22 protein-coding genes and 1 pseudogene are annotated in these 26751 nt (G+C 63.8%); 7 read left to right on the forward strand and 16 right to left on the reverse strand.

The features are described from left to right. Window positions 1-27: 27 nt before the first annotated feature. Window positions 28-1248 carry a threonine ammonia-lyase gene (locus G7076_RS08940; protein WP_240913765.1) on the reverse strand — a complete coding sequence of 407 codons (1221 nt, stop codon included), beginning with the start codon at window positions 1246-1248 and terminating at the stop codon, window positions 28-30. A 55-nt stretch (window positions 1249-1303) separates the two neighbouring features. Here G7076_RS08940 and G7076_RS08945 point away from each other — a divergent pair, with 55 nt between their 5' ends. Beyond that, window positions 1304-2941 (forward strand): amidohydrolase, encoded by a 1638-nt coding sequence (locus G7076_RS08945; protein ID WP_166202148.1) that lies wholly within the window; start codon window positions 1304-1306, stop codon window positions 2939-2941. Here the strand turns inward: G7076_RS08945 and G7076_RS12490 are convergent. The 6 genes from G7076_RS12490 to G7076_RS08970 are packed head-to-tail and all read right to left on the reverse strand — an operon-like array spanning window position 2913 to window position 10431. Then, on the reverse strand, window positions 2913-3812 hold the full coding sequence (locus G7076_RS12490) for a thioredoxin family protein (RefSeq protein WP_240913766.1): 900 nt from the start codon (window positions 3810-3812) through the stop codon (window positions 2913-2915). The two genes, G7076_RS08945 and G7076_RS12490, sit on opposite strands and share 29 nt — an antisense overlap. A 5-nt stretch (window positions 3813-3817) precedes the next feature. Beyond that, a complete protein-coding gene (locus G7076_RS12495) occupies window positions 3818-4894 on the reverse strand; it encodes a protein-disulfide reductase DsbD domain-containing protein (RefSeq protein WP_240913767.1) in 1077 nt (358 codons plus the stop codon). 29 nt (window positions 4895-4923) lie between these two features. Next, window positions 4924-7527, reverse strand: a complete 2604-nt coding sequence (gene metH, locus G7076_RS08955) for a methionine synthase (protein ID WP_240913768.1) — start codon at window positions 7525-7527, stop codon at window positions 4924-4926. Further along, a complete protein-coding gene (locus tag G7076_RS08960) occupies window positions 7524-8558 on the reverse strand; it encodes a homocysteine S-methyltransferase family protein (protein ID WP_166202150.1) in 1035 nt (344 codons plus the stop codon). The genes metH and G7076_RS08960 overlap by 4 nt, the downstream gene beginning before the upstream one ends. Further along, the gene (gene metF, locus G7076_RS08965; RefSeq protein WP_166202152.1) at window positions 8555-9460 is read right to left on the reverse strand and encodes a methylenetetrahydrofolate reductase [NAD(P)H]; all 906 of its coding nucleotides are present in this window, start codon (window positions 9458-9460) and stop codon (window positions 8555-8557) included. Before metF ends, G7076_RS08960 begins: the two co-directional genes overlap by 4 nt. Beyond that, window positions 9457-10431 (reverse strand): metalloregulator ArsR/SmtB family transcription factor, encoded by a 975-nt coding sequence (locus G7076_RS08970; RefSeq protein ID WP_166202154.1) that lies wholly within the window; start codon window positions 10429-10431, stop codon window positions 9457-9459. The genes metF and G7076_RS08970 overlap by 4 nt, the downstream gene beginning before the upstream one ends. A 183-nt stretch (window positions 10432-10614) precedes the next feature. Between G7076_RS08970 and G7076_RS08975 the strand changes: the two genes are divergently transcribed. Then, window positions 10615-10863, forward strand: a complete 249-nt coding sequence (locus G7076_RS08975; protein WP_206367524.1) for a hypothetical protein — start codon at window positions 10615-10617, stop codon at window positions 10861-10863. Between the two features lie 82 nt (window positions 10864-10945). Continuing rightward, window positions 10946-11110, forward strand: a complete 165-nt coding sequence (locus tag G7076_RS08980) for a hypothetical protein (protein WP_166202156.1) — start codon at window positions 10946-10948, stop codon at window positions 11108-11110. A 143-nt stretch (window positions 11111-11253) separates the two neighbouring features. Here the strand turns inward: G7076_RS08980 and groL are convergent, their stop codons facing one another. Both groL and groES read right to left on the reverse strand, forming a co-directional pair. Beyond that, the gene (gene groL, locus G7076_RS08985; protein ID WP_166202158.1) at window positions 11254-12894 is read right to left on the reverse strand and encodes a chaperonin GroEL; all 1641 of its coding nucleotides are present in this window, start codon (window positions 12892-12894) and stop codon (window positions 11254-11256) included. Window positions 12895-12968: 74 nt separating this feature from the next. Further along, window positions 12969-13255 (reverse strand): annotated as a pseudogene (gene groES / locus G7076_RS08990) (co-chaperone GroES). A gap of 200 nt (window positions 13256-13455) precedes the next feature. Between groES and G7076_RS08995 the strand changes: the two are divergent. Further along, entirely contained in the window at window positions 13456-14016 is a 561-nt protein-coding gene (locus G7076_RS08995) for a L,D-transpeptidase family protein (RefSeq protein WP_166202160.1), read from the forward strand. On the opposite strand, the gene G7076_RS09000 is transcribed toward G7076_RS08995, so the two are convergent. Then, window positions 14013-15398 (reverse strand): MATE family efflux transporter, encoded by a 1386-nt coding sequence (locus G7076_RS09000; protein WP_166202162.1) that lies wholly within the window; start codon window positions 15396-15398, stop codon window positions 14013-14015. The two genes, G7076_RS08995 and G7076_RS09000, sit on opposite strands and share 4 nt — an antisense overlap. A 113-nt stretch (window positions 15399-15511) precedes the next feature. Between G7076_RS09000 and sppA the strand changes: the two genes are divergently transcribed. After that, the gene (gene sppA, locus G7076_RS09005; protein ID WP_166202163.1) at window positions 15512-17380 is read left to right on the forward strand and encodes a signal peptide peptidase SppA; all 1869 of its coding nucleotides are present in this window, start codon (window positions 15512-15514) and stop codon (window positions 17378-17380) included. Here the strand turns inward: sppA and G7076_RS09010 are convergent. Both G7076_RS09010 and lpdA read right to left on the reverse strand, forming a co-directional pair. Further along, window positions 17354-18058, reverse strand: coding sequence for a PepSY domain-containing protein (locus tag G7076_RS09010; RefSeq protein WP_166202165.1), 705 nt, complete (start codon window positions 18056-18058; stop codon window positions 17354-17356). The two genes, sppA and G7076_RS09010, sit on opposite strands and share 27 nt — an antisense overlap. 1 nt (window position 18059) lies before the next feature. Continuing rightward, complete coding sequence (gene lpdA / locus G7076_RS09015; RefSeq protein WP_166202167.1) at window positions 18060-19454, reverse strand: dihydrolipoyl dehydrogenase; 1395 nt, start codon at window positions 19452-19454, stop codon at window positions 18060-18062. Between the two features lie 126 nt (window positions 19455-19580). On the opposite strand from lpdA, the gene G7076_RS09020 reads away from it, so the two are divergent. Then, window positions 19581-19877, forward strand: coding sequence for a DUF6481 family protein (locus G7076_RS09020; protein ID WP_166202169.1), 297 nt, complete (start codon window positions 19581-19583; stop codon window positions 19875-19877). Between the two features lie 10 nt (window positions 19878-19887). Next, complete coding sequence (locus G7076_RS09025) at window positions 19888-20562, forward strand: spermidine synthase (protein ID WP_166202171.1); 675 nt, start codon at window positions 19888-19890, stop codon at window positions 20560-20562. Window positions 20563-20633: 71 nt separating this feature from the next. On the opposite strand, the gene odhB is transcribed toward G7076_RS09025, so the two are convergent. Genes odhB through mdh form a run of 4 tightly spaced genes read right to left on the reverse strand, consistent with a single transcriptional unit; the run spans window position 20634 to window position 26598 of the window. Next, complete coding sequence (gene odhB, locus G7076_RS09030; RefSeq protein ID WP_166202173.1) at window positions 20634-21923, reverse strand: 2-oxoglutarate dehydrogenase complex dihydrolipoyllysine-residue succinyltransferase; 1290 nt, start codon at window positions 21921-21923, stop codon at window positions 20634-20636. 12 nt (window positions 21924-21935) lie between these two features. Beyond that, a complete protein-coding gene (locus G7076_RS09035; protein ID WP_166202175.1) occupies window positions 21936-24743 on the reverse strand; it encodes a 2-oxoglutarate dehydrogenase E1 component in 2808 nt (935 codons plus the stop codon). 8 nt (window positions 24744-24751) lie between these two features. Next, window positions 24752-25636 (reverse strand): succinate--CoA ligase subunit alpha, encoded by an 885-nt coding sequence (gene sucD / locus G7076_RS09040; RefSeq protein ID WP_166202177.1) that lies wholly within the window; start codon window positions 25634-25636, stop codon window positions 24752-24754. After that, entirely contained in the window at window positions 25633-26598 is a 966-nt protein-coding gene (mdh, locus tag G7076_RS09045; protein ID WP_166202179.1) for a malate dehydrogenase, read from the reverse strand. Before mdh ends, sucD begins: the two co-directional genes overlap by 4 nt. Window positions 26599-26751 lie beyond the last annotated feature (153 nt).

The raw sequence follows: 26751 nt of genomic DNA on the forward strand, positions 1-26751 counted from the left end.
GCGGGAAAGCAAGACGAGCCGGCCCACCTATTCCAAGGTATTGCGCTCGACCTTGAAGCTGGCGTTTTCCAGCCGTTTGACGAGCCGCTCGATGGCCTGCGCATCGCGTGCCTCGCACTCGACCTCGATCATCGTGTCCTTGGCCGGAAGCGCGCTGAACACGCGGTGATGGTTGGTCTCGATGATGTTTACGCCGCACTCGAAGAAAATTGCGGTGATCGCGGCGAGCGCGCCGGGCCTGTCCTCGGCGGCGATTTTCAGCCGGGCGATGCGACCGCAGCGGACAAGCTCGCGAACCAGCACATTGGCGAGCAAATGCGTGTCGATGTTGCCGCCGCACAGGATCGTGCCGACCCTGCGGCCGCGATAGCGTTCCGGCTCGCCGAGGATCGCGGCGAGGCCGGCCGCGCCGGCGCCTTCGACGACGGTCTTCTCGATCCCGACCAACGTCGCGACGGCATGCTCGATCGCCGCTTCCGGAACAAGATCGATGCGGTCGACCAGGTCCTTGATAATCTCGCGGGTCAGCATTCCAGGATGCTTGACGGCAATGCCCTCGGCCAGCGTGTCGCCGCCGATCGTCATTTCCTTGCCCTCGACGATATTCTTCATCGCCGGGAACATTTCCGCTTCCACTCCGACGACGCGAATCCCAGGCTTGATCGCCTTGGCCGCAGTGGCAACACCGCTGATCAGCCCGCCGCCGCCAATCGGCACGACCAGCATGTCGAGGTTTGGGGCAGCCTCGAGCATTTCGATCCCGATTGTCCCTGCCCCGGCGATGATCGCTGGATCGTCGAATGGGTGGACGAAGACGTAGCCCTCACCCTGCTCGAGCTCGCGAGCATGGGCATAGGCATCGTCGAATCCCTTGCCGTGGAGCACAACATGGGCGCCATGACCTTCGGTCTGGACGACCTTGATGGTCGGGGTAGGCTCCGGCATGACGATCGTCACCGGGATTCCGAGGCGAGCTCCGTGATAAGCGACGGCCTGCGCATGGTTTCCGGCCGAGGCGGCGATCACGCCCCGCTGCTTTTCTTCGTCCGACAATTGCAGCAACTTGTTGAGCGCACCGCGCTCCTTGTATGCGGCAGTGAACTGCAGGTTTTCAAACTTCAGCCAGACTTCCGCATCGACGATTTCGCTGAGCGTTCGGCTGAGCAGCATTGGCGTCTCGACCACCGCGCCGCGAATGCGGTCGGCCGCGGCCTTTATGTCGGCGAAAGTCGGTCGTGCGTCGGTCATTGGCGCCATCCGCTAGCCCTTCCGCGCTTCGCAAACAATGCTATGCCGATGCGCGATGACAAAAGCTTTCGCCCTCGCCGCCGTGCTTCTTGCAAGCGCCGCCAACGCCGACACGCTCTACAACAATTTCAACGGCATCCAGGCGGATGCCGGCGGCCGGATCGAGCGGTTTGACGGGCTCCTCGTCGGCGACGACGGGAAGGTCAAACGCGTGCTTCACGGCGAGAAGTTGAAGCTGGCCGGTGACACCCGCGTGGTCGACCTTGGTGGGCGGGTGCTGATGCCAGGGCTGATCGACGCGCATGGCCACGTCATGGGTCTTGGCTATGCCGTGATCCAGCTCGATCTCACCGGCACGCGCTCGCTCGACGAGCTGAAAGACAGGCTCCGCAAATATGCGGCCGAGAACCCGGGAACCGGTTGGATTCTCGGGCGCGGCTGGAACCAGGAATTATGGACCGAAAAGCGCTTCCCGACCGCCGCCGATCTCGACTCGGTCGTTTCCGACCGGCCGGTCTGGCTAGGCCGAGTGGACGGGCATGCTAGCGTCGGGAACAGCGCAGCAATGCGCGCGGCCGGCGTAACTTTGCAGACCAAAGCGCCCGACGGTGGCGAGATTATCGACGGACTGTTTGTCGACAATGCCGAGAGCCTCGTCACCAGGCACATTCCCCCGCCCGACTCAGCGACACAGGACAAGGCGCTTGCGGCGGCGCAGTCGGCGATGCTTCGCGTCGGCCTTGTCGGCGCCGCAGACATGGGAACGAACAAAAACGACTGGGATGCAATGCGCCGCGCCGGCGATTCCGACAAGCTTAGGGTGCGCATCTTCAGCTATGCCAGTGGTCCCGACGGGTGGCGCGGGATCAACGGTTCGAAACCCACAGGCTGGATGTATGGCGACCGATTGCGGCTGGTTGGTACGAAGCTCTATACGGACGGCGCCTTGGGAAGCCGGGGAGCGTATCTGAAGGCGCCTTATCACGACCGCCCGGATACGCGCGGGCTGCTGTTCCATTCCGATGCCGAGCTGCTCGCGCAGGCGACCGAGACGGCCCAGGGCGGCGGTCAGTTGGCGATCCACGCAATTGGCGACGGCGCCAACGCGCAAGTCATCGGCACTTATGAAAAGATCGCCAGTCAGTTCGGACGGACCGGACGCTGGCGGATCGAGCATCTCCAGATCGCAGACCCCAAGGACCTGCCGCGCTTGAAGCCAGCGGGAATCGTAGCTTCGATGCAGCCGACCCACCAGACAAGCGACCGGCTGATGGCCGAAGCGCGTCTCGGTCCCAAGCGGTTGGCCGGAGCCTATGCGTGGAACACGATTCGAAAGATCGGCGTGCCGCTGGCGTTTGGAAGCGACTTTCCGGTGGAGAGCCCGAATCCTTTCCCAGGCCTCAGCGCGGCAATCAGCCGGCAGGACCCGAACGGCCGGCCTCCGGGCGGCTGGCGGCCGTGGGAGAAGGTGACGCTGGGCCAGGCAATCCACGGCTTTACGGTCGGCGCGGCCTATGCGGGTTTCGCGGAAGGAAGAATGGGCGGGCTGGCACCCGGCAAGTGGGCCGACTTCATCATCGTCGATCGCGATCCCGGATCGGTAGATCCGCAGAAGCTCGCGAAGACGGTGGTGCTTGAAACGTGGATTGCCGGAAAGCGCGAGTTCAGCGCGGACGCGCAGCCCGCGAACTGAGCATCGCCGGAGTGATCACCTGGGGCAGTTCTTCGGGCTCGGCACCCCCGGGCTCGTACCACAGGTAAAGCGGAACGCCCGCACGCCCCCGGCTCTCCAGGAATCGGGTGATCGCCGGGTCTCCGTCGGTCCAATCGCCGACGAGAGTCACGACTCCGGCACGCTCGAAAGCCTTTCGCGTCGAATCGCGATCGATCGACCCAACTTCGTTCGCCTTGCAGGTCAGGCACCAGTCGGCAGTGAAATAAACGAAGACCGGTCGTCCGCCGGCCTGCGCGCCGCGAACCGCTTCATCGCTCCACGGCGCGGCGCCTTCGACGGATCGCGATTCCGCTTTCTGAACCATCGAGATGGCGGATACGGAAAGCACTGCGACGCCGACCGCGGCGACGGTCGCGAGATAGCCGGTCTGCTTGCCTTTGCGCTGGAGCAGGCCAGCACCAGTCAGCATCGCGGTGAAGACCAGCGCCGCAACGAGCCCGACCTCGAAGGCTTGCGCGCCCTGCCGCCACAGCAGCCACAGGCACGCCGCCGCGGTAAGCGCCATCGGCACCGCCAGTATACGCTGGAGCTTATTCATCCACGGGCCGGGCTTGGGCAGTTTGCGGCGAAGCGGCGGGACGAATGCGATCGCCAGGAACGGCAGCGCCAGGCCCAGGCCGAGCGCGGCGAATACCAGCACCGAACCCCAGGCTGGAAGAATGAGCGCTGTTCCAAGCGCCGCGCCCATGAACGGCCCCGCACACGGGGTGGCGACAAAGGCCGCAAGCGCACCCGTTCCGATGCTTCCGGCCGGGTTCGTCTTGCCGCCGATTACCGGCAGTTCAAAAACGCGCAGCAGGTTGAGGGTGATGGCCGTCGCGAGAAGCAACAGGATCAGGATCGTTCGGGGTCCTGAAGCTGGAAGGCCCAGCCGGCTGCCTCCCCGCTTGCGCGGATCGCAAGCAGGGCCACGCCGAGCGCGCCTGTGCCAAGCACGGCCCCTGCCATGTAGCCCAGCGCGTCATGCCGCGCATGGCGCTCGTCACCGCCGGCGCGTGCGAGGTGCATCGCCTTGAGCGCGAGGATCGGGAAGACGCAGGGCATCAGGTTGAGGATCAGGCCGCCGAGCAGCGCACCGAGCATCGCCAACAACAGAGCCGTGCCGTCGGCGCTGCGCCCTTCGGGAACAGCGCCCGGAACAGCGGCGAGTTCCAGCCCCCGCCCGTTGCCATAGGACAAGACACCATCGAGCCGCTTGGGCTCGCCCTCGCGGCGCTTTAGCTCGACGACCAGCCAGTCGCCCGAACGGCTGACTTTTTGCGGCGCTGCATAATCGACCGGCCCGTCCTCCGCCGGAAAGAAATAGGGATCGTTGACCTCGACCGACGCCGGCAGCGGAACGGCCAGTCGGATACTGTCCCGCGAAAGCGCGAACCGCGCTGGACTAGATAGCGGTTGCGGAAGCGCGCGAAGCCAGCTGTCGAAGCGCGGGTCCGGGTCGGCGAAGCCGCTGGTCGGGACGTCGAGCGCGACTTCGCCTTTCTCTGGCACGCAGATCTTGTCCGTGCAGGCCAGCCACCGCATTTTTGCGGCAATCCGCTGCATCCCGGTCGCACCGGCGGCGGGGATGATGCGGGTCAGCACAGCATAATCGTCTTCGTAGACGTAGTTGACGATGCCTGCGACGAGCAGCCGGTGCGGCACCGGGTAACGCAATTTCTCGACCTTCCAGCCGTCCGGAAGCTGCCATTCCACATCCATCGGTAGGCCGGCGTCGCCGGGATTGAGCCAATAGCCGTGCCAGCCGGGCGTTGTCCGCATGAGGATCGCAAGATCGGTTCCCGATCCCGGTATGGCCGCATTGCGAACGATCAATTCCGGCTTGATGGCGTTTTCGCGCTTGGCAAGCTGCGCCTGGGCGGGGAGCGACCAGCCGATGATCAGGAGTGCAAAGAGAAACAGCCGGGCCATTAGCACAAGCGCTAGCCGCGTCGACGCCGCTAGTCGAGATTTGGCCGAAGCCAGCGGGTCGTCGTCTCCAGATCGACGCCGCGGCGGACCGCATAATCCTCCAGCTGGTCGCGGCCGATCTTGGCGACGCCGAAATACTGGCTATCGCGATGCCCGAAGTAGAAGCCGCTGACTGCCGCCGTCGGGAGCATAGCGAAATTCTCGGTCAGCGAGAGGCCGGCCGGATTTTCTCCAAGCATATCGAACAGGATCGGCTTCAGGCTGTGATCGGGCGAGGCGGGGTAACCCGGCGCCGGCCGGATCCCGGCATAGCTTTCGCGGATAAGGTCGAGGTTGGAGAAATGCTCTTCGGCATAGCCCCAGATCCGCTTGCGGACATGCTCATGGAGGCGTTCGGCAAAGGCCTCCGCGAGCCGGTCGGCAAGCGCTTTCAGCATGATGTCCGAATAATCGTCGGTGGCTTCGCGGAATCGCTCCAGATGCGGCTCGATTCCGTGAATCGCCACCGCGAACCCGCCCAGCCAGTCTTCGTCCGCCGGATCGATGAAATCGGCGAGGCACATGTTGGGCCGCCCTTCCCGTTTTTTCACCTGCTGCCGAAGGAAGGGCAGCCGCACTTCATCGTTGCCGGCGAGCACCAGTACATCGTCGCCTTCGCGGCGGCAGCGCCACAGGCCGACTACGCCGCTGGGCTTCAGCCAATGCTCCGTGATGATCTTGTCGAGCATGTCCTCCGCGTCGGCGAACAGCGAGCGCGCGCTCTCGCCGACAATGGGATCGTCGAGAATCGCGGGATAGGTTCCGGCCAACTCCCAGGCGCGGAAGAAGGGCGTCCAATCGATATGCGCCTTGAGGTCGCGAAGCGGCCATTCGCCGAAGCTGTGAAGGCCCGGTTTGAGCGGCGGCGGCGCCTTTCCCTCGGGGTCGTACGGCAGGGCATTGGCGCGCGCCTCGGCCAGCGGCGCAAGGTCCTGCGCACCGCGTCCTGCCCGGCTTTCGCGAAGCGCCTGGTAATCGGCCGCCGTTCCGTCGATCAGGTCGGCGCGCTGCGGCCCGTCGCTGACCAGCGCCGATGCAACGCCGACAGCGCGGCTTGCGTCGAGCACGTGAAGAACCGGCCCGGAATAGGCCGGGGCAATGCGAAGCGCGGTGTGCGCTCGGCTGGTCGTCGCTCCGCCGATCAGCAGCGGCAGGTTCAGCCCCTTGCGCTCCATCTCGCTCGCAACGGTGACCATCTCGTCGAGCGAGGGGGTGATGAGCCCGGACAGGCCGATCATGTCGGCACTTTCCGCCTCAGCCGTGTCAAGAATCTTAGTCCACGGCGTCATGACGCCAAGATCGAGCACTTCGAAGCCGTTGCACTGCAGGACGACGCCGACGATGTTCTTGCCGATGTCGTGAACGTCGCCTTTCACGGTGGCCATGACGATCCGGCCCTTGCCCTTGGATCCTTCGTCCTTCTGCGCCTCGATATAGGGCAGCAGGTGGGCGACCGCCTTTTTCATAACCCGAGCCGACTTCACCACCTGAGGCAGGAACATCTTGCCGGATCCGAACAGATCGCCGACGACGTCCATGCCGTCCATCAGCGGGCCTTCAATCACGTCAATCGGGCGAACGGCTTCTAGCCTAGCTTCTTCCGTATCCTCCACGATGTGCGCGTCGATGCCTTTGACCAGCGCGTGGCTGAGGCGCTGCGCGACCGGCCAGCCGCGCCATTCCGCTGCCTCGGCCTCGGCCTTGGGATCGACGTCCTTGAACCGCTCGGCGACCGCGATCAGCCGCTCGGTCGAATCTTCCCGCCGGTCGAGGATGACGTCCTCTACCGCCTCGCGCAGTTCGGGGTCGATTTGGTCGTAAACATCCAATTGGCCAGCGTTGACGATGGCCATGTCCATACCCGCCGGAATGGCGTGGTAAAGGAAGACGCTGTGCATCGCCCGGCGGACCGGCTCGTTGCCGCGGAACGAGAAGCTGAGGTTGGAAAGACCGCCGGATATGTGAACGTGGGGGCAGGCCGCGCGGATGTCGCGCGCTGCCTCGATGAAATCGATGGCATAGCGGCGATGCTCGTCGATCCCCGTCGCGACCGCGAAGACGTTGGGATCGAAGATGATGTCTTCGGGCGGGAAGCCATTGTCGACCAGCAGGCGGTAGGCGCGCTTGCAGATCTCGACCTTGCGTTCCCGGGTATCGGCTTGGCCGGTCTCGTCGAACGCCATTACGACCACGGCGGCTCCATAGGCCCGGACCTTGGCTGCGACTTCGAGGAAGGCCTCTTCGCCTTCCTTGAGGCTGATCGAGTTGACGATCGGCTTCCCGGACACGCACTGCAGGCCGGCCTCGATGACGCTCCACTTCGAGCTGTCGACCATCACCGGCACGCGAGCGATGTCCGGTTCTGCCCCGATCCGCAGCAGGAAGGTCCGCATTGCCGCTTCGCCGTCGAGCAGCGCCTCGTCCATGTTGACGTCGATGATTTGCGCGCCGGCCTCAACTTGCTGCCTGGCGACTTCGACCGCGGAATCGTAATCGCCGGCCAGGACGAGTTTCTTGAACTTGGCGGAACCAGTCACGTTGGTCCGCTCACCGATGTTGACGAAGCGCGCCCCGGCGCCCGAAATGCTCGTCACGCGGCAATCACCATCGGCTCGAGGCCTGCGAGCAGCGTTTGGTGCCGTTCGGCCGGAAGGACCCGAGGAGGCTTGCCCTCGACGATTCGGGCGATCGCGGCGATATGCGCCGGGGTCGTACCGCAACAACCGCCGACGACGTTGACCAGGCCTTCATCGAGCCAGCCGTCGACCTGCCCCGCGGTCTCCTCGGCAGCTTCGTCATATTCGCCAAGATCGTTGGGGAGCCCCGCGTTCGGATAGGCCATGACCAAAGTTTCCGCCTGCGCCGACAGCGCGGCGAGGTGAGGTCGAAGCTGCTCGGCACCGAACGAGCAGTTGAGGCCGATGGTCAGCGGCCGGGCATGACGGACGCTGGCCCAAAAGGCCTCGACCGTATGCCCCGAGAGGTTGCGGCCCGAAAGATCGGTGAGCGTCATCGACAGCATGATCGGCAGCGGGCGTCCAAGCGCGGCCTCAGCCTCAAGCGTCGCCATGATCGCCGCCTTCGCGTTCAGCGTGTCGAAAACCGTCTCGATCAGGATGAAATCAACGCCTCCCTCAGCCAGGGCCTCGACCTGCTCGCGATAGACGGCCTTCACCTCGCCGAACGTCACTTCGCGGTAGCCCGGATCGTTGACGTCGGGTGACAGGGATAAGGTCTTGTTGGTCGGACCCAGCGCACCGGCGACCCATCGCTTGCCCGGCGAACTATCAGCGACAGACCGGGTGATGCGTGCCGCCTCACGGTTCATTTCGCCGACGAGACGCGCAGCGTCAGAGCCATAGTCCGACTGGCTGATGGCGTTGGCGTTGAAGGTGTTTGTCGCAAGAAGATCGGCGCCGGAGTCGGCGAACTGGCGGCATATCGATACGATCAGGTCGGACCGGGTGAGGTTGAGCAGGTCGTTGTTGCCCTTCTGATCGGCGACGAGGCCGAGCGAGCCGGCATAATCGTCGATCCGGGCAGCCTGGATCATCGTCCCATAGGCGCCGTCCTTCACCAGCACACGCTTCGCCGCTTCGGCACGGAATTCGGCCGCGGAATTCATCGGACGCGAACTCCCAGAAGGTGGCAGATGGAGTAAGCCAGTTCGGCGCGGTTGAGCGTGTAGAAGTGGAAGTGACGGACACCGCCGGCATAAAGCTGGCCACACAGTTCGCCGGCGATCGTGGCCGCGACAAGCTGCCGGGCGGCGGGCAGATCGTCGAGGCCTTCGAAGGTGTCGTCCATCCAGGCCGGGATGGTTGCGCCGCATTGGCCGGAAAAGCGCCGCGCCTGAGCGACGTTGGTCACCGGCAGGATCCCCGGCACAATCTCGACGTCGGGGCGAAGCGCGGTCACCTTGTCGCGAAAGCGGAAGAAGCAGTCCGCGGAGAAGAAGAACTGGCTGATCGCGCGGTTCGCGCCTGCGTCGATCTTCCTGAGTAAATTTTCAATGTCGCTTTCCGGACAGTCGGCTTCCGGATGCACCTCCGGATAGCAGGCGACGCTGATGTCGAAATCTGCGACCTTCTTGAGGCCGGCAACTAGTTCGGCGGCGTTGGCATAGCCGTCCGGATGCGCCTCAAAACCGCGACCTGTTTCGGGTGGGTCGCCGCGGAGAGCAACCACATGGCGTACGCCGGCGTCCCAATAGGCTTTGGCGACGTCATCCACTTCACCGCGGCTGGCGTCGACACAGGTCAGGTGAGCCGCGGCGGTGAGATCGGTTTCGCGAGCAATCCGCGTGACCGTGGCGTGCGTGCGCTCTCGCGTTGTTCCGCCTGCGCCGTACGTGACGCTGACGAAGCGGGGATGAAGCGGTGCGAGTGTCTCGATCGAGCGCCACAGCGTCTCGGCCATCGCCTCGGACTTGGGTGGAAAGAATTCGAAACTGACGGCAATGTCGCCCCGGGCCTCGGCGAACAAAGGCGCGTGCTCGGCCAAGGCGGCTTGGCTGCTCCGGTTCATGCCGCGATCCGCTCTGCCTGCGCTGGCTTCGTACCGCGCCACAGCGTGACGGTCAGCTCGCCGCCTTCGAGGTGCTGCGTATAGTCCGGCTCCAGCCCTGCCGCCGCCATCCAACCGTGAATCGCATCGTCCGCAAAGCCGAGGCGGGCGTGAGCATCGCTTTCCCGGAACTCTTCCCTTTCATGCGGAGCAAAGTCGACGATCAGCAACTGCCCGCCGGGCCGCAGGATGCGCGATGCCTCCGCGATGGCAGCGGCGGGTGCCTGGGCATAATGAAGGACCTGGTGGAGGATGACATTGTCCGCAGCGTCATCAGCAAGCGGCAGCGCATACATATCCCCCTGACGAAGCGAAGCACCGGCAATTCCGGCTCGGTCGAGTTTAACCCTCGCTACACGCAGCATTTCGTAAGAGCGATCGATGCCAATCGATTCCGCGGCTCGCGGACCGAGCAATTCGATCATCCGGCCAGTCCCGGTGCCAATGTCGATCAGACGCCCAAGCGAATCGCGGCCCAGCGCTTGCTCGATCGCCTGCTCGACGCGGGTTTCGGGCACGTGGAGCGATCGAATGGAATCCCACCGATCGGCAAGCGACGCGAAATAACGCTCGGCAGCTTCGGCCCGCAATGAGCGAACTGCGGCGAGCCGAACGCGGTCCGCTTCGAACACGGATTCCGTTGCGCCGTCGCCGTGCGAACCAATGAGCGAGAAGAGGGCATCGGACGTCGCGCCTCGGCCGATCCGGAGGAACACCCAGCTGCCTTCCTTGTGACGCTCGATTAGCCCGGAATCCGCCAAAATCCGCACATGTCGCGAAACCCGCGGCTGGCTTTGGCCAAGCACCTGGGCGAGCTCCCCGACGGAAAGCTCCATGGTGCGAAGAAGTCCCAGAATGCGAAGCCGCGAAGGATCCGCCAGTGCCTGGAACAGGTCCACAACGGACAATCGCTGCAGGGCGGCATCACTCATCCGATAAGGATATAAAGATATCTTTATATGGGTCAACGAGCGGACGACATATTGGCAAGATTCATATTTTCGATTGCGCGGCGGCAAACGCCACTTTACATCCGCGCGCTGGCCTGACCGATTTATGCGGCAGGCCGAGCCTAGCTGTCGCGAAAGCGGCACAATTGAAGGAATGGAACGATCATGAAGAAGGTTGCACTGACCGTTGCGGTCCTCGCGCTCGGCCTGGCCGCGTGCGAAGACAATGCGCCCGACAACGCCACCAGCACTGTCAACACCGTCGAAATGGAAGCGAATGCGGACACCGCAGCCGCTGCCAACGCGGTCGACAACGCTCTCGACGCGACCGAGAATGCTGCTGACAACGCCGCTGATGCGACGGACAACGCCGCTGACGCGACCGAGAACGCTGCTGAGAACGCTGCTCAGTAAGCAGCGCTTTCAAAGCGAACGGAAAAGGGTCGTCCTTCTGGGCGACCCTTTTTTTATGCGCGACCAAAGTTAGTTTGAGCGGATGAAGAAAGAGATCTCACTCGCCCTGCTGCTGCTCAGCGCATGCAAGGAAAGGCCCGAGGCTCCCACCGCCGCGCAGAACGACCGGCTGAACGAGGCGGAGGCCATGCTTGACGAGGAAGCCGGCAATGAAAAAGGGCCGGCAGCCGAAGCGGCCGACCCTTAATCTTAAAGCTTCCTGAGCGCCGTTCCGGCGCGGAGTGAATCCGCGCCGTCAGACCTCGCTTCGCGAGGCTGGCCGGACCTTGGCCGAGTCCTGGCCTAGCTAACCGTTCTGGCGAACCGCTTCGCTAGGCCAGGCTGTCTCGGTCAGAAGTCCATTCCGCCCATTCCGCCCATTCCGCCGCCCATCGGCATCGCCGGCTTGTCTTCCGGCATTTCCGCGATGGTCGCTTCGGTGGTGATGAGCAGGCCGGCGACCGAAGCCGCGTCCTGAAGCGCGGTACGGACGACCTTGGTCGGATCGATCACACCGGCGCTTACGAGGTTCTCGTAGGTGTCGGTCGCGGCATTGAAGCCCTGCGTCTGGTCGCCTTCGCGAAGCAGGTTGCCGGCCACTACAGCACCGTCGACACCCGCATTGCTTGCGATCTGGCGAAGCGGAGCTTCGATCGCACGGCGGATGATGTCGATTCCGCGGGTCTGGTCGTCGTTCGCGCCCTTGAGACCATCGAGAGCCTTGGTGGCGTAGAGCAGCGCCGTACCGCCGCCCGGAACGATGCCTTCCTCGACCGCCGCGCGGGTCGCGTGGAGCGCGTCGTCAACGCGGTCCTTGCGCTCCTTCACCTCGACCTCGGTTGCACCGCCGACCTTGATCACGGCAACGCCGCCGGCGAGCTTGGCAAGACGCTCCTGGAGCTTCTCACGGTCGTAGTCGCTGGTGGTGTTGTCGATCTGCTGGCGGATCGCTGCCGTGCGGGCCTGGATGGCATCGCTTGTGCCGGCGCCATCGACGATTGTCGTGTTGTCCTTGTCGATGACGACCTTCTTCGCCGTGCCGAGCATGTTGACGGTGACGTTCTCGAGCTTGATGCCGAGATCTTCCGAGATCATCTCGCCGCCGGTCAGGATGGCGATGTCCTCGAGCATCGCCTTTCGGCGATCGCCGAAGCCCGGAGCCTTGACGGCCGCGACCTTGAGGCCGCCGCGGAGCTTGTTGACGACGAGCGTCGCGAGCGCCTCGCCCTCGATGTCCTCGGCGATGATCAGCAGCGGACGGCCCGACTGGACGACCGCTTCCAGGATCGGGAGCATCGCCTGAAGGTTAGACAACTTCTTTTCATGGATGAGGATGTACGGGTCGTTGAGCTCGACCTGCATTTTTTCCGGATTGGTGATGAAGTAAGGCGAGAGGTAGCCGCGGTCGAACTGCATGCCTTCGACGACATCGAGCTCGAATTCGAGGCCCTTGGCTTCCTCGACGGTGATGACGCCTTCCTTGCCGACCTTGTCCATCGCCTCGGCGATCTTCTCGCCGACTTCGCGGTCGCCGTTGGCCGAGATGATCCCGACCTGGGCGATTTCCGACGAGCCGGAGACCGGCTTCGAGCGGCCCTTGAGGTCCTCGACGACCTTCGTGACGGCGAGATCGATGCCGCGCTTCAGGTCCATCGGGTTCATTCCGGCCGCGACCGACTTCATGCCTTCGCGGACAATGGACTGGGCGAGAACGGTGGCGGTGGTGGTGCCGTCACCGGCAATGTCGTTAGTCTTCGAGGCGACCTCGCGGACCATCTGCGCGCCCATGTTCTCGAACTTGTCCTTGAGCTCGATTTCCTTGGCGACGGTGACGCCATCCTTGGTGATGCGCGGAGCACCGAAGCTCTTGTCGATGACGACGTTGCGGCCCTTGGGGCCCAAAGTCACCTTGACGGCGTCGGCGAGGATGTCGACGCCCTTCATGATGCGCTCGCGCGCGTCACGGCTGAATTTCACGTCCTTGGCTGCCATCTGGCTACCCTTTCCTTGATTTCAAAAAGTCACAAAAGTCGCACTCCCGATGCGCGCGAAGGCGCGCCAGGAAGTCAGGCGACGATGCCGAGAATGTCGCTTTCCTTCATGATGATGAGGTCTTCGCCCTCGATCTTCACTTCGGTGCCGGACCACTTGCCGAACAGGATGCGGTCGCCCGCCTTGACGTCGAGCGGAGTGACCGTGCCGTCTTCGGCACGTGCGCCGGAGCCGACTGAGACGACTTCGCCTTCCTGCGGCTTTTCCTTTGCCGAATCCGGGATGATGATCCCCCGGCGGTCTTTTCCTCAGCCTCGACACGGCGGACGAGGACGCGGTCATGAAGCGGCCTGAAACCCATGGTTCGTTTACCCTTATTGCTTCGTTGGAACTGGTGGCGTTGGCACTCCCGATTCAAGAGTGCCAGCGCTGGCGGCGATATGGGATCCGCTTTCCTACACGTCAATGGGAGCGATGCCGGAGAGCCAATTTGCCGCTTGCCATTTTGACCGCACGGGGGAAATGTTAACTTGGATTAACCAACTAAGGTCCTGATTCTCCATGAAGAGATTGTTAATCGCGTGCACTGCCGTCGCTTTGCTGTCCGGCTGCGAGACTTCCCCGGGACCCTATCGCGATATCGCCGTCGCTCCGCCCGCGCCCGTCATCGATAATCCGTTGACTACCGCCGCGGAGCGCGAAGCGGCTGCCAAGTTCGGCGGAACGGCACTGAGACCCGGCGATTACCGCATTCTACCGGCGGCCGCGATTCCGGCCAAGGGCGAGGTGAAAGTGCTTGTCAGCCTGCGCAACCAGAAGACTTACGTCTACAAGGCGGGGCAGCTGATCGCCATTTCGACTTCCTCTCACGGCACGGCCGATCATCCCACCGATCCCGGGCAGTTCAAGATTCTCCAAAAGAAGCCGTTCCACCGTTCGAACAAATATTCGAACGCGCCGATGCCGCACATGCAGCGACTCGACAAATGGGGCCGGGCTTTCCACGGCGGGGTCGTTCCCGGATACCCCGCGAGTCACGGCTGCATCCGCTTGCCACCGAAAATGGCCAAGGCGCTTTACGGTTTGACCAAGGTCGGCGACGTGGTGGAGATCGAGGCCTAGGGCTTCGGAACCAGGCCGAGCGCGCCGCGCATCGACCAGCGGCGGATCATCAGCACGGCCACAAAGCCCAGGCCCGTAGCGAGCCCGGCCCAGATGCCTTGCCCTTCCCAATCCGCGCCGAAGCCAAGCCAGATTCCGGTCCCGATGCCGACGATCCAGTAGCCGATAAGGGCGTAGATCATCGGCACGCGCGTATCGTGAAGCCCCCGAAGCATCCCGGCGCCGACGACCTGCGCGCCGTCGACCATCTGGAAAAGCGCAGCGATGAGCAAGAATGACGAGGCGAGTGCGATTGCCCGGGCATTGGCGGACGTGTCGTCAAAGAACAAAGTGACGAGTTCGCGAGGGAATGCCCACATGAGCAGCGCCATGGCGGCCATGAACGCGATACCCATGACCAGCGCCGTCCAGCCCGCGCGCGCGATGCCGCCCGCGTCGCGGCGGCCGTAAGCGAGGCCAACGCGAACCGTTGCCGCCTGCGCCAGGCCCAAGGGAACCATGAAGCTTGTCGCGGCAATTTGCAGCGCGACCTGGTGCGCGGCGACCGAGACCGCATCTATCAGGCCCATGAGATAGGCGGCGGCGCTGAATACTGCGCCTTCGAACGCCATGGCCAGGCCGATCGGCAGGCCGAGCCTGAAGATCTGCCGGAATCGCCGCCAGTCCGCCCGCCAGAACCGGCCGAACAAGTGAAAGCGCCGGAACTGGCGATCCGTGACGATGACAATCGCCAGAGCCAGGGTCATCGCGGCCCAAGTGATCGAACTGGCGAGGCCGCCCCCGAACAGGCCGAGCTCCGGCATTCCCAGTTTCCCGAAAATCAGTGCGTAACCGGCGATCGCGTTGACCGCGATCCCGGTGCCGCTAATCGCCAGAACCCAAGCCGGCCGCTCCAACGCGGCAACGAAGTTGCGCATCACCTGGAAAAGCATCCACGGCGGCAGCGCCCACATGTATCCGCGCAGGAAAATTGCCGCACCTTCCGCCAGGGTTTTTTCCTGACCCAATGCGACGATGATCGGCTCGGCGAACCATAGGACGAGCATGATGGGAGCGACGATCAGCATCGCTGCCCACACCGCCTGGCGGAATGTGCGACGAACGTCGCGTACGGCATTGAAGCGGGCGCCGAGCGCGGATGCCATCATCGGCGACGACGCGGTGAGCACTCCAAAGCCAAACAGGGTCATGGCGAAGGTCAGGCTAAGCGCCAGCGCTGCGGCCGCCAGTTCCATCGCTCCAAGCCGTCCGAGCAGGATGGCGTCGGTCGCCTGGATAAGCTGGGTCGTGAGATTGGCGAGAATGAGCGGCCAGGCGAGCGCCAGCGTCGAGCGCGCCTCCGCCCGCCACAAGTTACCATCGCCTGTCCGTGCGCGTTGCATCGGCGGGGCGCGTAGTCAGCTTCTCTGACCGGGTAAAGCGGCCTGTCGAAAAGCCTTGGATGTGAGGGCGGCGGTCAGCTAATCCCTTCGCCAAACTTCGAAGGACCTCAAGAATGCGCTTCGTCGCCGCGATCTGGAAGCTGCTTGTCGGGATCAAGGACGCAATGGTCCTGATCCTAATGCTGATGTTCTTCGGGATGATTTACGCTGTCCTTTCGTCCCGACCCGCACCGATCGGTCACGGTGTCCTGGCGCTCGATCTCGACGGCGTGATCGTTGAGCAACCGCGCGAAATCGACCCGATTGCGGCGCTCGCCGGCGGCTCGGGAATGCGCGAACACCGATTGAGCGATATCATCGCCGTGCTTCGGAAGGCCAAGGACGACGACCGCGTGAAAGCCGTCGCGCTCGACCTGGACCGGTTTCTAGGCGGCGGCCAGACGTCGCTTGCCTCGGTCGGCGACGCGCTCGATGAGGTGCGCAAGTCCGGGAAGACGGTCGCGGTTTACGCCACGGGCTATTCCAACGATGCCTACCAGCTTGCCGCCCATGCCTCCGAGATCTGGGTTCCGGAGCTGGGAGCGGTGGCGATCGCCGGCCCGGGCGGAAGCAACCTTTATTACAAGGGACTTCTCGACAAGCTTGGGGTGACCGCGAACACCTACCGGGTGGGTCAGTTCAAGTCTGGAATCGAACCCTTCACCCGCAACGACATGTCGCCCGAAGCGCGTGAAAACGCACAGGCGCTTGGCGATGCCTTGCTGGAAACGTGGAAAGACGATGTCCGCCGGGCCCGGCCGCAGGCCGGTGCCGGGCTCGAACGCTTTCTGGGCGATCCGGTCGGGGCGGCAGCAGCAGCCGGAGGAAGCATGTCGAAAGCGGCGCTTTCGCTGAAGCTGGTCGACAAGGTCGGCGAACGCAGCGACTTCAACAGCCGGCTCGCCGAGCTTGGCGGCAAGGACGAGGAATCAATCGGCGGCTACAAGAGGATTGCCCTGCGAGCTTACGAGCGGTCGTTAGACAAGCACTCCGGGCCCATTGGCGTCGTAACCATTGCCGGCGAGATCGTCGATGGACGCGCAGGCCCGGGAAGCGCCGCCGCCGAAACCATTGCGAAGTCGATCGAGGATGGTCTTGAACTCGGAACCCTGAAAGCGCTGGTCCTGCGCATCGACAGCCCGGGCGGGTCGGCGCTGGCTTCCGAGCGTATCCGCCATGCCATCCTTGCCGCCAAGAAGGAGGGGCTGCCAGTCGTTGCCTCGATGGGCGATGTCGCAGCGTCAGGCGGATACTGGGTCGCGACTCCGGCCGATTTCATCATAGCCGAGCCATCGACCATCACCGGTTCGATCGGGGTTTATGGCGTGCTTCCAAGCTTCCAGGGGACACTGCAGAAGCTGGGAATCGGCGCCGACGGGATCCGCACCACACCGCTTTCCGGTGAACCGGACTTGCTCAATGGCCCATCGCCCGCTGCGAATGCGCTGATCCAGGCCGGAGTCGAACAGATTTACGCCAAGTTCCTGGCGATTACGGCCGCGAGCCGAAAGAAGCCGATCGATGAGATCAACCGGATCGCGCAGGGCCGCGTCTGGGACGGCGGCACTGCCCGGCAGCTTGGCCTGGTGGATGGGTTCGGCGACATGGACGAAGCCATCGCGAAGGCCGCGGAGCTCGCAAAGCTTGGCAAGAATGAGCGCGGCCTGACCTATCTGGAGAAGGGGCCGGATGCGTGGACCGGTTTCTTGGCCGGCCTTGCTCAGGACGAGGAGGAGAGCGATGCGGCGCCCGCCGACGCGCTTGCGGCGCTCGGGCCCGCGCCGCAGACGCTGGTCATGCGGGTGCTGGGTGACATCGAGCGGATTTTGTCCGGGCCAACATTGCAGCTTCGATGCCTGGAATGCGGGGCTTATGAATCGGCGCCGCCGCCCCCGAAGTCGGAAAGCGGCTGGCGCTCAATTCTGCTTGGATTGCTTGGCTGAGCCGTTGCGTTTCCTCTTGCCGGTCATCGGTAGGAGGACGAGCGCCATGAGCGTGCTGACAAGAGCGAGCGCCCCGAAGCCCACGATCCACGCGTGGTGCGTATCCTCGCGAGTCTCGAGGTCCATGATGTGGAGCCCCCACATGAAATCGTAGAAGCGCCACCACGCCGTTCGACGAGCGGCGATCGCGCCCGATCCGGAATCGACATAGAAATGCGTGCCGTCGCTCATTTCAACGAGCCAACCGGTCATTTCCCGGCGAAGATCTTTCGGCGGATCGGACGGGTTGACGCGAGACGTGGAGACGACCCTTGCATCGCCGGTGTAGCGCGCCTCGACCTCGCGGGCCGCGTCGGCTGCACCATAATCCGGCACCAGTCCGCCGGTCACCGGGTCGGCCATTCGAGACTTGCCGTCCGCGGTTGTGATGACCCAGCGCGGCCCGACGCTACGCTGCTCAAGCGAAAGGCTTTCGACGGGTAGCCCTTCGAGGCTTGGCGGAACCGCAGGCATGGCGAGCGTCATGGGTGCAGGCTCGCGCAGCAGATTCGTTCCGCGCACTTCCTCAATCGGCCGCAACACCATCACGACGCCGGAAAGCGTCCAGAATAGCATCGGCACGGCGATCAACCAGCCGAGCCAGACGTGCCAGCGGCGTAAAGTTGCGCGGGTCCCCACCCTAGACGTGGATCGGCTTGCCCTGGACCGCCATCGCGGCTTCCTTGATTGCTTCCGAATGGGTCGGGTGGGCGTGACAGGTGTAGGCGATATCCTCGCTCGTCGCGCCAAACTCCATGGCCTGCGCCGCCTGGGCGATCATCGTGCCCGCAACCGACGCGATGGCCCACACGCCGACCACCCGGTCGGTTTTGGCCTCGGCGATGACCTTCACGAAGCCATCGGGCTCATGGTTGGTCTTCGCGCGGCTGTTGGCGAGCATCGGGAACTTACCGACTTTCACATCGCCATATTTGGCCTTGGCGTCCTCCTCGGTCAGCCCGACGCCGGCAATCTCCGGCCAGGTGTAGACCACGCCCGGAATCACGTCATGGTTCACGATGCCCGTTAGCCCGGCGATGTTCTCCGCCACGGCAATGCCCTCGTCCTCGGCCTTGTGGGCAAGCATCGGGCCGGGGATGACGTCGCCGACCGCCCACACGCCGTCGACCTTGGTGCGGAAATCGTGGTCGGTTTCGATCTGGCCGCGATTGTTTACCTGCAGCCCGATCTTTTCGAGCGCGAGGCCGTCGGTGTTGGGACGGCGGCCGATCGATACAAGCACACAGTCGGCCTCAAGCGTTTCCGATGCGCCGCCCTTGGCGGGTTCCAGCGTCAGAGTCGCCTTGCCGCCATTGACCTTCACGCCGGTGACCTTGGTTCCGAGCTTGAACTCGATGCCCTGCTTCTTGAAGATCTTGTTGGCTTCCTTGCGGACGTCGCCGTCCATGCCAGGCAGGATCTGGTCGAGGAATTCGACGCAGGTCACTTTCGCGCCGAGCCGCCGCCAGACACTTCCGAGTTCGAGGCCGATGACGCCGCCGCCGATGACAACCATGTGCTCGGGCACCTTCGGAAGCTCGAGCGCTCCGGTTGAGGAGACCACGATCTTCTCATCGATTTCGACGCCGGGAAGCGGCGTGACTGACGAGCCTGTGGCGATGACGATGTTCTTGGCGGTGACCTTCTGTCCTGCAACCGTGACGCTATGCGCGTCCTCGAACGTGGCGAAACCTTTCAGCCAGGTGACCTTGTTCTTCTTGAACAGGAACTCGATTCCGCCGGTCAGTTGCTTGACCGCGTCAATGCGCTGGCCGTGCATCGCGTCGAGGTTGAGCTTGGGCTCGACCTCGATCCCCATCTTGGCCATCGCGCCGTTCTTCGCCGCATCGAAATATTCCGACGCGTGGAGCATCGCCTTCGAAGGAATGCAGCCGACGTTGAGGCAGGTTCCGCCAAGCGTCTCGCGACTTTCTGCGCAGGCGGTCTTGAGGCCAAGCTGCGCCGCGCGAATCGCTGCGACATATCCGCCGGGACCGGCGCCAATCACCAGAACGTCATAATCGTAGTCAGCCATGATGGTCTTTCACGAGAAAATCGGTTGCGGCGCGACATAGGCAAGCCGGACGCACTTATCCACCCCGCCGCATCGGTCGACAGTTGCCAGTTGCGTGCGCGGCCCCCGTCTGCGAGTGCAGCCGGCATGACCTATAACGACAGCTTCCAGGACCGCATCGCCAGTGCCGCCAAGGCCCGGGAGAAAGCGCTCGAGAAACTGCGCTCCAAGCCGCCGCTGGACCCGAAGGTGGTCGCCGAGCGAGTCGAGCGCGAGAAGCAGCGTGCCGCCCGCGAGGCGGAGAAAGCCGAAGCCAAGCGCGCTGAGCGCGAGGCGAAGGCCGTCGAGAAGGCGGCCAGGGCAGCGGCGTCTGCTCCGCCGACCGAGGAAGAGCGCAAGGCCGCGCGCGACGCGAAATACGCAGCGCGCAAGGCCCGCAAGTAATCAACCCACGATGAAAGTCCGCGAGCTACTGGCGACGGCGCAGGTGCCCGGCGGCGAGGAAGAGCTGCGCCTGTTCCGCCGGGACCGCGATTACATGATCGTGCTCGACCGCAACGAGCTGATGAACAGCCGCATGAGCGGGTCGGAGGAGCAGCTTGCGACTTTGACCTGCGCTCGCCTTACGAACCGGACGAACCCGCGCCTGCTGATCGGCGGCTACGGCATGGGCTTCACTTTGCGCGCGGCGCTTGCGGTTCTTCCGCGCCAGGCGTCGGTGGTGGTCGCGGAACTGGTGCCGGATATCATCGCCTGGGCGCGAGGCCCGATGGCCGAACTGACCGCCGGCTGCCTCGACGACCCGCGCGTGACCGTGGTCGACGGCGATGTCGCGGCAGCGATCGCGGCGGCGCGGGGCACCTACGATGCGATCCTGCTCGACGTCGACAATGGCCCCGACGGGCTGACCCGGGCCGGGAATGACGGGCTCTATTCGGAGGCGGGACTGGCGGCGGCGAAAGCAGCGCTGGTTCGCGGCGGAATCCTCGCGGTGTGGTCAGCGGGCGACGACCCCGCCTTTACTCGTCGCCTGAGCGCCAAGGGCTTCAAAGTCGATGTCCCGAAGGTCCGCGCCCGCTCCAACGGCAAGGGCGCGCAGCACACGATCTGGTTAGCGGAGTCTTTGTAAGCGAAGTGCAGCTTTCCACCCAAATCTGACTCTAGACGGTTGAGCCCTTCTCCAAAATCGCTCCGCCAAAACTAAAGATCGATCAGTAGGCGCGTCGGGTCCTCGATCGCTTCCTTGATTCGGACGAGGAAGGTGACCGCCTCGCGGCCGTCGACCAGCCGGTGGTCGTAGGAAAGAGCAAGGTACATCATCGGACGGACGACCACCTGGCCGTCGCGGACGACCGGACGCTCCTCGATCCGGTGAAGGCCGAGCACCGCCGACTGCGGCGGATTGATGATCGGCGTCGACAGAAGCGAGCCGAAGACGCCGCCGTTGGAGATGGTGAAGGTGCCACCCTTCATCTCGTCCATGCTGAGCGTGCCGTCCTTGGCCTTCTTCCCGAAGTCGGCGATTGCCTTCTCGATCTCGGCGAAACTCATCCGGTCGGCACTGCGGATCACTGGCACGACCAGACCCTTGGGCGCAGAGACAGCAACCGACACGTCGAGATAGTTGGAGTAGACGATCTCGTCGCCCTCGATCCGGGCATTGACCGACGGCACGTCGCGCGCCGCGAGCGCGGAGGCTTTCACGAAGAAACTCATGAAGCCCAACCGGATTCCGTGCTTCTTCTCGAACAGGTCCTTGTAGCGGCTTCGCGCGTCGATCACTGCCGACATGTCGACATCGTTGAACGTGGTCAGCAGCGCCGCAGTGTTCTGCGCTTCCTTGAGGCGCGTCGCGATCGTCTGGCGGAGGCGGCTCATCTTTACCCGCTCTTCGCTGCGCTCGCCGGCGGGAGCGGTCGACTTGGTAGTGGCGGGCTGTGCAGGCGCGCTGGCGGGGGCTCGCGCTTCCGGTTCGTGGACCGGCGCACCGCTCTCCTTGGCCTGGGCCGCGGCCAATACGTCGTCCTTGGTGATCCGACCGTCCTTGCCGCTGCCAGTAATCTTGGACGGATCGACGTGATGTTCCAGCACCGCGCGGCGAACCGCGGGCGAGAGCGTCAGGGCGCTATCGTTGGCCGATCCTTCCTTCGTCGCTTCCGGCGCATGTTCGTCGCCCTTGAGTGCTGGGGTCTCTGCCGGGCCAGCGGGGTTGGTAACCGTTTCCGCAGGCGCAGCCGGGGCCGAGGGAGATGCGCCTTCGCCGATGCGCGCGATTACCGCGCCAACTTCGACCGTTGCGCCTTCGGCAACCAGCTGCTCGGCAAGCGTACCCGCGACCGGCGCGTTGACTTCGACGCTGACCTTGTCCGTTTCGAGACTGGCGATCGGCTCATCGGCAGCGACCGCATCGCCGGGCTTCTTCAGCCACTGGCCGACGGTCGCTTCGGTGATCGATTCGCCCAGCGTTGGAACCTTGACGTCGGTGGCCATGAATGAACGTCCTTACGAAGCTTTGGCTTTGAGTGCGGAAGACTGGCCGAGCGCCTCGGCGATAAGGGCGGCCTGCTCGGCGGCGTGGCGCTTTGCAAGCCCTGTCGCCGGGGAAGCCGACGCGGCGCGGCCCGCATAGCGCGGGCGTAGGCCGGAAAAACCGCCCTCGGCCAAACAATGCTCCAGGATTGGCTCGACAAAGAACCAGGAGCCATTGTTCTTCGGCTCCTCCTGGCACCAGACTAGCTCGGTGAGCTTCGGCATGGCGCAAAGGCGCTTGGCAAGAGGCTCCGACGGGAACGGATAGAGCTGTTCGACACGGACGATTTCGGTTGTCGTGTCCGACGCTGCGTCGCGAGCCTCCATCAACTCGTAGCCAACCTTGCCCGAGCAGAGCACGAGCCTGGTCGTGGCGCCCGCCTGCGGCGGGTTGAGGTCGCTCAGCAGCCGCTTGAAGTGACCTTCGCCGGTAAAGTCGTCGCGCGTCGACACGGCAAGCTTGTGCCGGAGCAACGACTTGGGCGTCATGATAATCAGCGGCTTGCGGAAATCCCGCTTCATCTGACGGCGCAGGATGTGGAAATAATTGGCCGGGGTCGTGCAGTTCGCGACCTGAATATTGTCGTCGGCACAAAGCTGCAGGAAGCGCTCGAGCCGGGCCGAGCTATGCTCTGGTCCCTGTCCTTCGAAACCGTGCGGCAGGAGCATGACGAGCCCCGACGCGCGCAACCACTTGGCCTCGCCGGCGGCGATGAACTGGTCGATCATGGTCTGCGCGCCATTGGCGAAATCGCCGAACTGCGCTTCCCACAAAACGAGCGTTTTCGGGTCGGCGATCGAATAGCCATATTCGAAGCCGAGCACTCCGAATTCGCTTAGCGGACTGTCGCGAACCTCGAAGCGCGGTGTCGGCTGGCCGTCGTTGATCTGGCGGAGCGGAATATATTTCTCGCCGCTTTTCTGGTCGACCCATGCGGCGTGGCGCTGCGAAAATGTGCCGCGACCCGAATCCTGGCCTGACAGCCGTACCCCGAAACCGTCTTCGACCAGGCTTCCGAAGGCCAGCGCCTCCGCCGTTGCCCAATCGATGCCCTGCCCGTCTTCCAGCGCCCTCTGCTTGACGTCGATAACACGGCCGAGGGTCTTGTGAATCGTCAGCCCTTCCGGGACCGTCGTCAGCAGCTTCAATAGGCTTTCATACTGATCGTCCCGAATGGCGGTGTTGACGTTGCGGCGGGCATCGACCGGCTCGCCCGGGCGCCCGAGGCCGGCCCAGCGACCCTCGAACCAGTCCGCCTTGTTGGGAAGGTAGGAGCTTCCTGCTTCAAACTCCCGCTCGAGCAACGCCGTGAATTCGGCGGTCTTCGTGTCGATCCAGGACTGGTCGATCACGCCTTCCGCGACCAGTTTCTTGCCGTAAATGGCGCTGATCGGGGGATGCTGGCGGATTTCGGCATACATGAGGGGCTGGGTAAAGCTCGGCTCATCGCCCTCATTGTGGCCGAAGCGCCGGTAGCACCACATGTCGATGACGATGTCGCGGTTGAACGCCTGGCGGAACTCGATCGCCAGCTTGCAGCAGAAGGTGACCGCTTCCGGATCGTCGCCGTTGACGTGAAGGATCGGCGCCTGGATGCCCTTCGCCACGTCCGACGGATAAGGCGAGGAACGCGCGAATTGCGGGCTGGTCGTGAAGCCGACCTGATTATTGATGACGAAATGAAGGCAGCCGCCGGTGCCATAGCCGGGCAGTCCGGAGAAGCCGAGGCATTCCCATACAATTCCCTGGCCTGCGAAAGCCGCATCGCCGTGGAGCAAGATAGGAAGGACGCTGTCGCCTTCCTTGTCGCCCTTCAGTGTCATCGACGCGCGGCTCTTGCCGAGCACGACCGGGTTGACCGCTTCGAGGTGCGACGGGTTGGGCACGAGGCTCAGGTGAACCTGGATTCCGTCGAATTCGCGGTCGCTCGATGTACCGAGATGGTATTTGACGTCGCCGGAGCCGCCCACGTCGGCCGGATTGGTGGCCCCGCCCGCGAATTCATGAAAAACCGCGCGATAGGGCTTGCCCATGACATTGGTCAGCACATTCAGCCGGCCGCGGTGAGCCATTCCGAGCGTGATCTCGTCGACGCCCATCTGCCCGCCGTACTTGATGACCGCTTCCAGCGCCGGAATGGCGCTCTCGCCGCCGTCCAGGCCGAACCGTTTCGTGCCGACATATTTGCGAGCGAGAAACTTTTCCCACTGCTCGCCGTGAATCACTTTTTCTAGGATCGAGCGCTTGCCTTCCGGAGTGAAGGTGATCGCGGCGTCCTTGCCCTCCATCCGCTCCTGGAGGAATTTGCGCTCCTCCAGATCGTTAATGTGCATATATTCGAGGCCGACCGTGCCGCAATAGTTGGCGCGGAGTACCTCAACGATCTGGCGAATGCTGGCGCTCTGATAGCCGAGAACGCCCCCGAGCCAGATCGGACGGTCGAGATCGGCCTCGCCAAAGCCATGATATTCAGGCGTGAGGTCGGCAGGGATCTCGCTATGGTGCAGGCCAAGCGGATCGAGCTTCGCGGCCAGATGGCCACGGACCCGATAGGTGCGGACCAGCATCATCGCGCGGATGCTGTCGTCGGCAGCACGCTGGACCGCGGACTCGTCGGTCACGCCGGCGGCGGATGCGGCGGCCTTGGCAGCGACCTTCACTTGCTCGATGGTCGCCTCGGTCGGGTCGAGGCCGAGGTTGACCTCGTCGAGCGCACTGACCGGCCAGTTCGGCCGTGCCCAACTCGGGCCCTGTTCTTTCTCGATGGCCATCGAGTCCATGGTTGCGATCAGCCTTTCAAGAGCTCCGTCAGCGTACGGCCAAGCTCAGATGGGCTCGGGCTCACGCGGATTCCAGCGGCTTCCATCGCCGCGATCTTCGAATCCGCGTCGCCCTTGCCGCCAGCGACGATCGCGCCGGCGTGGCCCATCCGGCGGCCCGGAGGAGCGGTTCGACCGGCGATGAAGCCGACGATCGGCTTGGAGCGGCCGCGCTTCGCCTCATCGGCTAGAAATTGCGCGGCGTCTTCTTCGGCGCTGCCGCCGATCTCGCCGATCATGATGATCGACCTTGTCTCGTCGTCGGCGAGGAACATCTCGAGCATGTCGATAAACTCGGTTCCCTTCACCGGATCGCCGCCGATTCCGACCGCGGTCGTCTGGCCGAGACCCTCGTTGGTGGTTTGGAACACCGCCTCGTAAGTGAGCGTGCCCGAACGCGAGACGACTCCGACGCTGCCTTTTTGGAAGATGTTGCCCGGCATGATCCCGATCTTGCACTCATTAGGCGTGAGCACGCCGGGACAGTTCGGACCGATCAGCCGCGACTTGCTTCCGTCAAGCGCGCGCTTGACGCGGACCATGTCGAGCACGGGAATGCCTTCGGTGATGCAGACGATCAATGGCACTTCGGCGTCGATCGCCTCGCAGATCGAGTCGGCAGCGAAGGGCGGCGGGACATAGATCACGCTCGCGTCGGCGCCGGTCTTGCTGACCGCTTCATGGACGGTGTTGAAAACGGGCAGGTCGAGGTGCGTCGTGCCGCCCTTGCCCGGAGTCACGCCGCCGACCATTTGCGTGCCGTAGGCGAGCGCCTGCTGCGTGTGGAAAGTGCCAGTCTCGCCGGTCATCCCCTGGGTGATGACCCGGGTGTTTTTGTTGACGAGAATGCTCATGCGCCGAGACCTGCGTCGATCTGCTTGCACGCCACCAGCAGTTCCTTGACCGCATCGACGCTGACCTGGAGGTTGCCCTTCGCTTCCTTGTCAAGGTCGATCTCGATGATTTCCTCGGCGCCATTCGCACCGATCACCGTCGGAACGCCGACATAGAGCCCATCGAGGCCATATTTGCCTTCTACGTAAACGGCGCAGGGCAGGATACGCTTCTGGTCGCCGAGATAGGCCTCCGCCATGGCGATCGCGCTTGTCGCGGGCGCGTAATAGGCCGAGCCGGTTTTCAGGAGCGCGACGATCTCGCCGCCGCCGCCACGTGTGCGATTGACGATCTCGTCGATCTTTTCCTTCGAAGAGCGGCCCATCTTGACGAGGTCGTCGACCGGGATGCCGCTAACGGTGGTATAGCTGGTCACCGGGACCATGGTGTCGCCGTGGCCGCCAAGGACGAACGCGTTCACGTCCTTCACGCTGACCTTGAACTCCTGCGCCAAGAAGGTTGCGAAGCGGGCGCTGTCGAGCACACCGGCCATTCCGACGACCTTATTGTGCGGCAGGCCGGAATATTCGCGAAGCGCCCAGACCATCGCATCGAGCGGGTTGGTGATGCAAATGACGAACGCGTCGGGGCAATGTTGCCTGATGCCCGCGCCGACCGCCTTCATCACGTTGAGATTGATTCCGAGCAGGTCATCGCGGCTCATGCCCGGCTTGCGCGGCACGCCAGCGGTAACGATGACCACGTGAGCACCCGCGATATCGGCATAATCGTTGGTGCCGGTGATCTTCGCATCAAAACCCTCGATCGGGCCGCACTGAGACAGGTCCAAGGCCTTGCCCTGGGGAATCCCTTCGGCGATGTCGAAAAGGACGATGTCGCCCATTTCCTTTTTCGCGGCGAGGTGGGCCAGGGTTCCGCCGATCATTCCGGCGCCGATCAACGCGATTTTCTTGCGAGCCATTAGGGGGTCCGTCACTCCGACTGGTTGAGGAGCCGCGCCTCGGTAGGCACGGAAATTGGCCGCGCTCTAGACCGGAGACGGCGCTCTCGCAACCGCGAACGGCGCGGGAATGGAACTGTCATGGCATGTTCATGCGTTTCAATGCACGATCTT

Origin of the sequence: Sphingomonas sp. HDW15A, assembly GCF_011301715.1 — a bacterium.
Taxonomy (GTDB): domain Bacteria; phylum Pseudomonadota; class Alphaproteobacteria; order Sphingomonadales; family Sphingomonadaceae; genus Sphingomicrobium.

What these genes read in the sequence shown, in the direction of transcription:
- G7076_RS08940 (WP_240913765.1), bottom strand. Translation starts at nt 1,248, where the DNA reads ATGACCGACGCACGACCGACTTTCGCCGACATAAAGGCCGCGGCCGAC.
- G7076_RS08945 (WP_166202148.1), top strand. Translation starts at nt 1,304, where the DNA reads ATGACAAAAGCTTTCGCCCTCGCCGCCGTGCTTCTTGCAAGCGCCGCC.
- G7076_RS12495 (WP_240913767.1), bottom strand. Translation starts at nt 4,894, where the DNA reads ATGGCCCGGCTGTTTCTCTTTGCACTCCTGATCATCGGCTGGTCGCTC.
- G7076_RS08960 (WP_166202150.1), bottom strand. Translation starts at nt 8,558, where the DNA reads ATGAATTCCGCGGCCGAATTCCGTGCCGAAGCGGCGAAGCGTGTGCTG.
- metF (WP_166202152.1), bottom strand. Translation starts at nt 9,460, where the DNA reads ATGAACCGGAGCAGCCAAGCCGCCTTGGCCGAGCACGCGCCTTTGTTC.
- G7076_RS08970 (WP_166202154.1), bottom strand. Translation starts at nt 10,431, where the DNA reads ATGAGTGATGCCGCCCTGCAGCGATTGTCCGTTGTGGACCTGTTCCAG.
- G7076_RS08975 (WP_206367524.1), top strand. Translation starts at nt 10,615, where the DNA reads ATGAAGAAGGTTGCACTGACCGTTGCGGTCCTCGCGCTCGGCCTGGCC.
- G7076_RS08980 (WP_166202156.1), top strand. Translation starts at nt 10,946, where the DNA reads ATGAAGAAAGAGATCTCACTCGCCCTGCTGCTGCTCAGCGCATGCAAG.
- groL (WP_166202158.1), bottom strand. Translation starts at nt 12,894, where the DNA reads ATGGCAGCCAAGGACGTGAAATTCAGCCGTGACGCGCGCGAGCGCATC.
- G7076_RS08995 (WP_166202160.1), top strand. Translation starts at nt 13,456, where the DNA reads ATGAAGAGATTGTTAATCGCGTGCACTGCCGTCGCTTTGCTGTCCGGC.
- G7076_RS09000 (WP_166202162.1), bottom strand. Translation starts at nt 15,398, where the DNA reads ATGCAACGCGCACGGACAGGCGATGGTAACTTGTGGCGGGCGGAGGCG.
- sppA (WP_166202163.1), top strand. Translation starts at nt 15,512, where the DNA reads ATGCGCTTCGTCGCCGCGATCTGGAAGCTGCTTGTCGGGATCAAGGAC.
- lpdA (WP_166202167.1), bottom strand. Translation starts at nt 19,454, where the DNA reads ATGGCTGACTACGATTATGACGTTCTGGTGATTGGCGCCGGTCCCGGC.
- G7076_RS09020 (WP_166202169.1), top strand. Translation starts at nt 19,581, where the DNA reads ATGACCTATAACGACAGCTTCCAGGACCGCATCGCCAGTGCCGCCAAG.
- G7076_RS09025 (WP_166202171.1), top strand. Translation starts at nt 19,888, where the DNA reads ATGAAAGTCCGCGAGCTACTGGCGACGGCGCAGGTGCCCGGCGGCGAG.
- odhB (WP_166202173.1), bottom strand. Translation starts at nt 21,923, where the DNA reads ATGGCCACCGACGTCAAGGTTCCAACGCTGGGCGAATCGATCACCGAA.
- G7076_RS09035 (WP_166202175.1), bottom strand. Translation starts at nt 24,743, where the DNA reads ATGGACTCGATGGCCATCGAGAAAGAACAGGGCCCGAGTTGGGCACGG.
- sucD (WP_166202177.1), bottom strand. Translation starts at nt 25,636, where the DNA reads ATGAGCATTCTCGTCAACAAAAACACCCGGGTCATCACCCAGGGGATG.
- mdh (WP_166202179.1), bottom strand. Translation starts at nt 26,598, where the DNA reads ATGGCTCGCAAGAAAATCGCGTTGATCGGCGCCGGAATGATCGGCGGA.